The organism is Xanthomonas sp. WHRI 6106 (assembly GCF_040202405.1).
GTDB lineage: Bacteria > Pseudomonadota > Gammaproteobacteria > Xanthomonadales > Xanthomonadaceae > Xanthomonas > Xanthomonas cannabis.
On record NZ_JBEGFC010000024.1, the window covers coordinates 1 to 1,260 of the forward strand.

Consider the following 1,260-nt stretch of genomic DNA (forward strand, 5'->3'; position numbering starts at 1 on the left):
GAGCCTTATCTGTTCGGAATGTGGCAGCGTAGGTGTCGAGAGCCGGCGTGGGCTGCCGTATGAGCCTGGATCTGAGCGATCGCCTTGGAGCTTGGCACCCACGCCGGAATCTCCCTTGTTTCGCCCGAACAGTTGCCCGAGGTGACACTCGAAACGATAAGACTGGGCAGGCGAGGGAGCTCTCGACATTTCCAGCCTAGCGGAGATCTCCCATGAGCGGAATCGGGATCGATGTGTGTAAGAAGTCCCTGGATGCGGCTGTCTTTCAAGGTGAGGCCCGCCAGTTCAGTAACACGGCAAGCGGGCACTGCAAGCTCGTCCACTGGCTGAGGACACTGCCAGTTAGGCAGGTGGTGCTGGAGGCGACCGGTGGCTACGAGCTGGCCGCGCTGGACGCGCTGCATCAGGCGGGAGTCCCGGTGGCACGCGCCAATGCGTCTCGGGCGCGTCACCTGGCCAACGGCTTGGGACTGGCAAAAACCGATCGGCTGGACGCGGGCATGCTGGCGTGTATGGCCGAGAAGATGGAGCTTCATCCCTATGTTCCACTGCCGCCGTGGCAGCGTCATCTGGGCGAGCATGTCCGCGCCCGCCGCCAGCTCATCGATCTGCTGAAGACGGCCAAACAACAGCTGTTGCAGGTGGCGGACAAACCGCTACGCAAGCTGCTGCAGGCCAACGTGAACCAGCTCGTGCGCAGTGTGGCGCGGCTGGATGAACTGATCGCCGGGCAGCTAAAGACGCTGCTCATCGAGCAACCGCACCTGGCGGCGTTGAAGACGCTCAAAGGGGTCGGTCCGGTATTGCTGGCCGTGTTGGCGTGCCGGTTGCCGGAGCTTGGGACGCTCAACGGAAAGCAGATCTCCCGATTGGTGGGGGTTGCCCCGCTATCGCGCGACAGCGGCAAGATGCGTGGGAAACGAGAGATCGGCGGAGGCCGTGCCGATATCCGGCAAGCGCTGTACATGGCGGCGATGTCCTCGGCGCGTCACGAGCCCCGCCTGCGTGATTTTTATAGAGCGTTACGGACACGCGGCAAGGAAGGCAAGGTCGCGATCGTGGCGGTGATGCGCAAGATGCTGGTCATCCTCAATGCGCGCGTGCGCGATGAAAGAGCCGCCACGCAGCCAGCCTGAGCATGCTCGACGGCCATGAGCAGACGCAAAAGCGTGCCGGCCAGCGGCCGCCACCTATGGATGAACACGTCTGAAGGAAACCGATCAGAGCTCGCGGATCGAGATCCTGATCAACACAGTTGCT

General features: G+C 62.7%; 1 protein-coding gene. It reads left to right on the top strand.

Features of this window, described 5'->3' with window-relative positions:
* Positions 1–212: 212 nt before the first annotated feature.
* On the top strand, positions 213–1,136 hold the full coding sequence (locus ABQZ09_RS19830) for an IS110 family RNA-guided transposase (protein WP_349777714.1): 924 nt from the start codon (positions 213–215) through the stop codon (positions 1,134–1,136).
* Positions 1,137–1,260: the final 124 nt, after the last annotated feature.